1 protein-coding gene is annotated in these 1024 nt (G+C 69.3%); it reads right to left on the bottom strand.

The window, feature by feature from the left end:
• Positions 1-338 precede the first annotated feature (338 nt).
• Positions 339-653 carry a hypothetical protein gene (locus BXY45_RS22810; protein ID WP_109776821.1) on the bottom strand — a complete coding sequence of 105 codons (315 nt, stop codon included), beginning with the start codon at positions 651-653 and terminating at the stop codon, positions 339-341.
• Between the last annotated feature and the right edge of the window lie 371 nt (positions 654-1024).

The raw sequence follows: 1024 nt of genomic DNA, 5'->3' as shown, positions 1-1024 counted from the left end.
GACGTTGACGTGGGCGAACGCTGCTCACACCAACGCTGTTGATCTCTTACGAGGGAGGGCGCCCGCGGTGCTCACCTGACTATGACCGCGCCCTGGGGGTCACCCGCAGGCGAACCTGAATATCCAGAAGGACGGCAACGTCGTCATCAGCGACGCCGACGGCTCGGTGCTCTGGCACAGCGGCACGTGGGGGAACCCCGATGCCACTCTAGTCGTCCAGAACGACGGCAACGTGGTGCTGTATCGCGAACGCGCAAAGCCCAGCACCGCCGTCTGGTACACGGGCTGGGACCGCTGACTTAGGTCCTCTGAGATCTACCGACCGCCCTCGGCAGCCTTCACCGGCCGTCGGGGGCGGTCCTCGTTGCCCGTCGCTTCACCTTCGCGGCCTCCTCCAGCAGAACGCTCCGCACCCATGTCTCAGAGGCCCCCAGGGCTGAGGCGATGTCGGCGATGGGGACTCCGTTGCGCGCCGCCACGCGCACCTTCCTGGCGCGCTCTTCCCTTTCCGCCCCTGTCCATCGTGGCCCCTGGCCGATCTGCAGCGGGCGGGCCAGGATCGCCTGCACGGCGTCCAGCCTCATGCTCATGTGCACGGCGATGTCGGCGGCCGACGAGCCGTATTCGGACAGCCTGTGGACCTCGCGGTGCACGGCGAACGTCTCCTCCGGGTCCCTGTCCGTAGGACCTGGGCGCCGCCGCTGAGGCGGGCGCTCAGGGTCTGCCGGCTTCTCGGTGGGCGCCGGTGCGGGCCGTGCGGCCTGCTGGCGAGCTATCTCGCGCTCTTGCGCTGCTGCGGCGGCCTGCGCCCTGCTGGCGGCAGCACGACGGCGCTGCTGCGGGGTCATGTGCTCGCACAGGGCGCACCGGGTGCCTTCGCGTCGCACCGGAGCGCGGCACTCGATGCACCGAGGCCTCGCAGCCTGGCGGGAGAAATTGTCAAGACCTGTGGATGAAGATCGTTTAGGCGGCGGTCGGGAGGGCCTGCTCAGCCGCTGACGCGCCGGCTTCACCGAGTTCGTCG

Source organism: Quadrisphaera granulorum, from assembly GCF_003149145.1.
GTDB classification, from domain to species: domain Bacteria; phylum Actinomycetota; class Actinomycetes; order Actinomycetales; family Quadrisphaeraceae; genus Quadrisphaera; species Quadrisphaera granulorum.
This window is presented reverse-complemented; position numbering and strand designations above follow the sequence as displayed.